General features: G+C 44.7%; 8 protein-coding genes and 1 tRNA gene. 2 read left to right on the top strand and 7 right to left on the bottom strand.

Annotation, left to right across the window (positions count from 1 at the left end):
* Together K2P83_RS09565 and K2P83_RS09560 are read left to right on the top strand one after the other, a co-directional pair.
* Positions 1-855: 3'-5' exonuclease (locus K2P83_RS09565; protein ID WP_292928628.1), on the top strand; the 855-nt coding region annotated here is incomplete at its 5' end.
* A gap of 226 nt (positions 856-1,081) precedes the next feature.
* Positions 1,082-1,501: a YqaA family protein gene (locus K2P83_RS09560; RefSeq protein WP_292928626.1), complete on the top strand. Its 420-nt coding sequence runs from the start codon at positions 1,082-1,084 to the stop codon at positions 1,499-1,501.
* Positions 1,502-1,567: 66 nt separating this feature from the next.
* Here the strand turns inward: K2P83_RS09560 and grxD are convergent, their stop codons facing one another.
* From grxD to K2P83_RS09525, 7 genes are all read right to left on the bottom strand, one after another.
* Complete coding sequence (gene grxD / locus K2P83_RS09555; protein ID WP_292928624.1) at positions 1,568-1,876, bottom strand: Grx4 family monothiol glutaredoxin; 309 nt, start codon at positions 1,874-1,876, stop codon at positions 1,568-1,570.
* Between the two features lie 82 nt (positions 1,877-1,958).
* Positions 1,959-2,795: a peptide chain release factor N(5)-glutamine methyltransferase gene (gene prmC, locus K2P83_RS09550; protein ID WP_292928622.1), complete on the bottom strand. Its 837-nt coding sequence runs from the start codon at positions 2,793-2,795 to the stop codon at positions 1,959-1,961.
* 25 nt (positions 2,796-2,820) lie between these two features.
* The gene (prfA, locus tag K2P83_RS09545) at positions 2,821-3,900 is read right to left on the bottom strand and encodes a peptide chain release factor 1 (protein ID WP_292928620.1); all 1,080 of its coding nucleotides are present in this window, start codon (positions 3,898-3,900) and stop codon (positions 2,821-2,823) included.
* A complete protein-coding gene (hemA, locus tag K2P83_RS09540; RefSeq protein WP_292928618.1) occupies positions 3,897-5,150 on the bottom strand; it encodes a glutamyl-tRNA reductase in 1,254 nt (417 codons plus the stop codon). The genes prfA and hemA overlap by 4 nt, the downstream gene beginning before the upstream one ends.
* Before the next feature lie 129 nt (positions 5,151-5,279).
* Positions 5,280-5,780 (bottom strand): CreA family protein, encoded by a 501-nt coding sequence (locus K2P83_RS09535; RefSeq protein ID WP_292928616.1) that lies wholly within the window; start codon positions 5,778-5,780, stop codon positions 5,280-5,282.
* Between the two features lie 297 nt (positions 5,781-6,077).
* A tRNA-Val gene (locus K2P83_RS09530) sits at positions 6,078-6,154 on the bottom strand.
* Positions 6,155-6,611: 457 nt separating this feature from the next.
* Positions 6,612-7,139: transposase (locus tag K2P83_RS09525; protein ID WP_292928614.1), on the bottom strand; the 528-nt coding region annotated here is incomplete at its 5' end.

Here is a 7,139-nt window from a genome sequence, read left to right as displayed (position 1 = left end):
GACTTTAACGCATTGCCCTTAAATATGTATCGAAACTTTCGTTCAAAGCCCAGGCTCTTGCGCATGCAGAACGAGATAATCCGCGTCCTGGACCCAGCATCCATGATGCCTGACGAGCAAATTACGGGTGATGAAGGAGAGATTTTCGCCTGGGAGTTTGAAACCAGTCACAAGGAAGCCGAATATTTGGCAAACTTGATCGCAAGTTGGATACAGAACGAAGGCATACCCCACGCTGAAATCGCCATTTTGGTTTCCAAGCAACCCGATCTCTACGTCAACTTGTTGATGATGGAGCTTGAAAAACGCGGCATTCCCTATCGCAATGAGCAACAACTACAAGACCTTTCCGTAGAGCCGGCAGCGAGGTTAATTGTTGATTACCTGTTATCACTGTACGGCTCACGCGAACCAGGAGCATGGTTGCGCTTGATGGATCAATTAATTCCTTTTGCAGATGAAGGGGATCAAGCTGACATACGGCAAGATTGGCAGCGGTTTATAAAAGCAGAGCGGAAACAAGCAGAAATAATGGATCTTATTGATGATAGATGGCCGGGAGCGTGGTCTTTCGTCGAGACCTTTTTGAACAAAGTTGGCATCAGCGGCTTAACTGCCCTGTCGCCCGATTACGAATCAAAAAGTCGGCTAGCTGAAGTTATTCGGGAAACAAAAGCACGGATAGAAGAGCTTTTGAATATCGAACCTAACCTAATCAACGCACTAGCTAGGTTTTCAGATGATCAGTCTGTACGAATCCTGACTATACACAAAAGCAAAGGCCTGGAGTTCGATTCAGTGATTATCCTGGGAGTAGAGAATGAGACATTTTGGGGTAAAGAAGCGGAGGAGTGATGTGCATTCTTCGTTGGTGTCTCTCGAGCAAAGCGGCGTTTGGTTCTGACTGTTTGCCAAACTCGAGGCACCCCCCCGAGCAATCCTAACAGGTGGAACGAGCAACGCAATCCACATCAAGAGTATCTGGGTTATGCGATGCCATTTTTGGTCGGTAAAACTTGATCTTCATAACTTCACAAAGAATCCAGATAAACTATCGCCCTTTGTAAATTCAAATAACTTTATGGATGAACAATCAAGCCTTTTGGCTTTATTTGCCAGCAGTTTCCTAGCAGCTACGCTGCTTCCGGGCGGATCTGAAGCTGTACTCGTGGGTGTCTTGCTGGCATACCCCGAACTGCATTGGCAAGCGCTGATTCTAGCCACTGTGGGCAATACGCTGGGCGGTATGAGCTCTTATTTAATCGGCCGGTTTCTACCGGATGAAAAAACATTATTGAAAAAATCGGGGGGCAGTACACGAGGATTGGAATGGGTTCGTCAGCATGGCACCCCTATTCTGCTGTTATCCTGGGCACCGCTGATTGGTGATCTTTTATGCGTAGCTGCCGGTTGGTTACGAGCCAACTGGCTATGGGCTTTAGTATTTATTGCTGCGGGGAAGTTTGCCCGCTATTGGGTGATTGCTACAGCGATCAACTAATTGGAAGCACGATTCAGTTTATTCGCCGGTGTGAATAAACTGAATCGTTCAATTATTTAACCGAAATCAATTCTCAAACAGTTTCTGTAATTCACCGCTCTGATACATTTCAGTCACGATATCCGAACCGCCAATAAACTCGCCATTCACATATAACTGAGGAATCGTCGGCCAGTTTGAGTAATCCTTGATACCTTGCCTGATTTCCGGATCTGCTAGCACATCGACAGAAAAAATATCATCAACACCACAAGCTTTCAGAATATTCACAGCGTTAGCCGAAAAACCACATTGCGGCTGATCAAGCGTACCTTTCATATAGAGCACAACCGGATGTGTGGTAATTTGTTGTTCGATTAAATCTTCAACATTCATAGTGTTAATTTCTCCAAAAGATCATTCCAAAAGTTTTTATACTAAAACAAAAACAGCATCAGTAGTGACTGAATACCTACTACTACATTATAAAATTCAATTGACCGCCGCTTACGCGCATTATGCCAGCCAAATCCGGGTAGGAACAAATATTATTAAAATCCCTATCCCCAAACAATCGCCTGCACTCAGCGGCTTGATCATAGCCATGCTCTAGCAGCAACCATCCATCATTAACAAGATAATTCGGTGCTGCAGCGATAATATGGCGAATACATGCCAACCCGTTGTCATCCGTAGATAGCGCCATTTGTGGTTCAAAACGTAAATCACCTTGTTGCAGGTGCGGATCATTTTCTGCCACATACGGCGGATTTGATACAATCAGATCAAATTTCTCCCCGGAAAGTTCATCGAACCAGTTTCCTGTTCTAAGAGAAATATTATTCACTTCCAGATTCTCGGCATTCCACCGAGATACCGCGATAGCTTCCGATGACAAATCAATCGCGGTTACTTGTGATTGCGGGCGATGCTTTGCGATGGTAATAGCGATCGCACCGCTGCCCGTTCCCAAATCCAGTATCTTACAAAACTGATTCTCGGGTATTAGTTTCAATGCCAATTCAACCAGCAATTCAGTCTCCGGACGAGGGATTAATACCGCTTCGGTGACTCTGAAAGTCAGATCGTAAAAATCTCGTCGTCCAATCAGATAGGCAACTGGTATGCCATCACTGCGCTGCCTAACCAAACGGGAAAAATCATCTGTCTGTTGCGAAGTTAGTACTTGATCTGGATGAGTCAGTAAAAACGCATGCTCTACATCTAACACATGCTGCAACAGCAATCGTGCATCTACTCGATCAATCTCTCGATACGCTGATGTTAATGCCTGTGTTATGGTTTCTGGCTGCATAGCCTCACATTAACGGCATGGGTAACTACTCTTGTACCGAGGCTGCCAGTAGTTCTGCCTGATGCTCAGCCATTAGTGCTGAACATAGTTCATCGATGTCTCCATCCATAATCTGATCCATTTTATAGAGTGTCAGATTAATTCGATGATCCGTCACACGCCCTTGAGGAAAATTATAAGTACGGATCCGTTCCGATCGCTCGCCAGTACCTACCAGCGACTTTCTCGTGGCGGCTTGTTCGGCATGTTGTGCTCGCATTTGTTTGTCATGAATACGAGCAGCCAAGACACTCAGCGCTTGCGCTTTGTTTTTATGTTGCGAACGCCCATCCTGACATTCCACGACAATACCGGTCGGCAAATGTGTTATGCGCACAGCCGAATCGGTTTTATTAATATGCTGACCGCCTGCACCAGAAGCACGATAAGTATCAATACGCAACTCAGAAGGATTCAGCACCACTTCACTGACTTCATCCGCCTCCGGCATAACAGCTACAGTACACGTTGAGGTATGTACACGTCCTTGCGTTTCGGTAACAGGCACACGTTGAACACGGTGGCCGCCGGATTCAAATTTCAGCCGGGAATACGCGCCCTGCCCAATGATTTTGGCGATAATTTCCTTATACCCGCCGATCTCAGACAAGCTTTGTGAAATAATCTCAACCTGCCAGCCGCGTCTTTCCGCAAAACGGGAATACATACGAAACAAGTTACCGGCAAATAGAGCTGATTCATCTCCCCCAGTTCCTGCACGAATTTCCAGGAAAATATTGCGCTCATCATTGGGATCTTTCGGGAGTAGTTGCTTCTGAATTTCAGATTCAAGCTTAACAAGCATTTCTTTGCCAGCTTGTATTTCGGCTTCCGCAAATGAACGCATTTCCAAATCGGCATGCATTTCCCGTGCGGTTTGTATATCGCGCTCACTGAGCTGGTAAGCACGGTAGAGCTCAACAATCGGAACAATTTCAGAATGTTCCCGCGTGAGCTTGCGATAGTTATCCAGGTTGGCTGTCACGGATTCGCTGCTCAGCAATTGATTTAATTCTTCCAAACGCACACTCAAGCGAGTGAGCCTGTCCGTGATATTCCTGTTCATTGCGGGCGGTGCAATTGGTAGAGTCGATTAATCAACTCGACTAATTCCTCGCGCTCATCAGCCGTTGCATGGTTCAACACACTGGAAGGCACATGCAAGAATTTATTAGTTAGACTATTACTCAGAGATTCAATCACTTTCTTGGGATCTTCACCCTTTTCCAATAGCTTGCTTGCTCGCGCCAGCTCATGACGGCGATAACGTTCACCCTGGTCACGTAGTGCACGAATGGTCGGAACCATTTCTCGTGTCGCCAGCCAGCGCATAAAATCCACTACATTAGAATCGATAATGGTTTCAGCCTGGGCAACGGCACTTTGACGCGAATCTAGACCTTCTTTCACGATTTCGGATAAATCATCGACATAGTAAAGAAATACGTCGTCCAATTCTGCTACTTCAGATTCAACATCGCGCGGCACGGCCAGATCCACGATAAAAATAGGCCGATGCTTACGTATCTTGATCGCACGTTCTACCATGCCTTTTCCGAGTATGGGCAATGGACTTGCGGTGCAAGTTACAACGATATCATGAAGTGCTAATTGTTCCGGCAAGTCGCTCAGAGTAATCGCTTGGGCATTAAAACGACTCGCCAATGCTTCAGCGCGTTCCGTTGTACGGTTAGCGACAGTGATTTTCTTTGGATTACGCGCGGCAAAGTGATTAGCGCATAACTCAATCATTTCCCCGGCACCGATAAACAACACACGCTGATCACTGATATCACCAAATATCCGTTCAGCCAAGCGTGCAGCCGCAGCAGCCATCGATACCGAATTGGTACCGATTTCAGTCGATGTACGAACTTCCTTAGCGACATAAAATGTTCGTTGAAACAATTTATGTAACATCAAGCCCAGAGTACCCGCATGTTCTGCTGATTTCACCGCACTTTTTAACTGACCCAGTATCTGCGGCTCACCAAGAACCATTGAATCCAATCCGCTGGCAACTCGGAATGCATGCTTCACAGCTTGTTCGCGCGGAAATTTATATAAATAGGGATCCAGTTCACGGGTCTGGAGGTGATGAAAATCCGCCAACCAAAACATAGCGTCTTCAGGTTTGTCCGTACAGCAATAAACTTCGGTACGATTACAGGTAGATACAATCGCTGCCTCTTTGATAGGGTTTCGCCCAATCAAATCGCGTAACGCGTGCTCCATTGTATTTTCAGGAAAAGTCACCTGCTCACGCACGTCCAGCGGTGCAGTATTGTGATTAATACCGAAGGCGAATAACTGCATGAAAGATAATGTTAGTCTATGAAAACAATTGGTAAGAAATAACTGAGCATTATAATATTAGGAATCCTTAAATACTATCAATCAAAAACATTTATTTTTATATCCTTTGCTTACCACACAACAATTCCATTAGTGCCATGGTGTAATCGGAATAATTGAAATACTATTTTTAGGCGAACCCTCAATAATCCGGTCGCTATAAGTCAAATACACTAGCACATTTCTTTTTGCATCATAAAAACGAACTACTTGTAATGACTTGAACAATAATGACGTGCTTTTTTTAAATACTTCTTTACCATCTTCCTGACCATTCTTAACTTTCTCCGGCAAAGAAATCGGTCCAATCTGACGACAAGCAATAGAGGCATCAGAGGTATCTTCGGCAATACCCACTACGCCGCTGACTCCTCCGGTTTTAGCTCGGCTTAGATAACAGGTTGCTCCAGCAACATCGGGATCGTCAAATGCTTCGATAACAATCTTATCGTTGGCCCCCAACATCTTGAATTTTGTTGAAACACTACCAATTTGGTCAGCCACAGCAATGCTGGACGTGAGTAGTACTAAGCTCAGAGTCAACACAACATTCAATGTATTCTGTTTTTTAGTATTTACCTGGTACTGCATAAATTATCTCCTTGTAGCGTGATATTTTTTCAATATTGACATCGAATGCGGTTTCTTTAAACACACATTGCATAACAATCGCTGAATTTGTCGTTGATCATTAGCTCATTGAGTCTTTGGAATCCAGTTAGTTTCATTCTCGCATTCTTGATCATTGGAATTCACAAAACAGTAATCTCGATACCGTGTTCTCAATCTGATCAGTGTGCGCAAACAATGCATCGGTTTAGTTATGCGTCCACTGATGATTCTTAACTGGATTAAATTGAAATAACAGGATGGTAATAACCAAATAGCTGGTAGGCGCGATTGGATTCGAACCAACGACCCCCACCATGTCAAGGTGGTGCTCTAACCAACTGAGCTACGCGCCTGGGAAGAGCGGATTCTAACCGAAACAGTTAGCTGCTACAAATGATATGTGCATTTGTAGCTAAAAATAATATTGGCAATTACACGGTTAAAGAATCAAGCGATAAGTTCCACTTGCCTACTATTCAAAGGGAATATTGATTGCAGGTGCAATTGCACTGATGAATAGTCACAAGGGAAAAATTTGTAACGATCTATCGTTAGACAACGATTAGACTTTGCTAGCCTTTCAGGAAAATTGAGACCTTTGCAAAATTCAACGAATTATCAAACTCGTTACAATTTCTGATTTTTTTGTGAGTATCGCGATAGTTTTAAGTCATTTCCTTGCTGAAATCACGCGAACAATCACTTTCATTGATCAGTATCGGCTCAGAAGGCGCATTTGTCCTATGACTGCGATTGTACCTGCCTACTAACATACAATCTGGGCAACCTTTTCAGGTTGTATGCCATGGCTTATAAAATATGCCAGGCATGTGCTTTGGCTTTGCCCCGGTAACGCAGCACCTTGGCTCCAAACCAGCGTGCTTGGCTACCAAAGGTTCGCTCCACAACATACCGGGCTTTGGAAATTAAGCTGTTGCGTTGCGATTGCCGCTGTGTCAGCGGCCTGTTCTTCACTGCCTTATCTTGGATACCACTTTTAATGCCAGGTTCTTTCAAGGCTTCGCGGTGTTTCTGACTACAGTAAGCTTTGTCCGCATGAATGCGAGTACCCGGCTCGATTCCAACTTTATCTAGCAAAGGCAGCAGTGGTTTGCTGTCATGTTGATTGACAGCAATAGTTTCAACAGCTAACACCAAACCATTGTTATCAACCAGTGTATGCTGTTTATAACCAAAAACAGATTTACCACCTTTCTTAACCCAGCGTGCTTCTGTATCGACACCGGGCTGAATCACTTCAATAACGCGCATGGCTGCTTTCGCATCTTCTTCATCGTCACGATCTTCCCGGTCAGCAACCACTTCATACGATGGCCT

This window comes from Nitrosomonas sp., assembly GCF_019752415.1.
Classification (GTDB): Bacteria; Pseudomonadota; Gammaproteobacteria; order Burkholderiales; family Nitrosomonadaceae; genus Nitrosomonas.
This window is presented reverse-complemented; position numbering and strand designations above follow the sequence as displayed.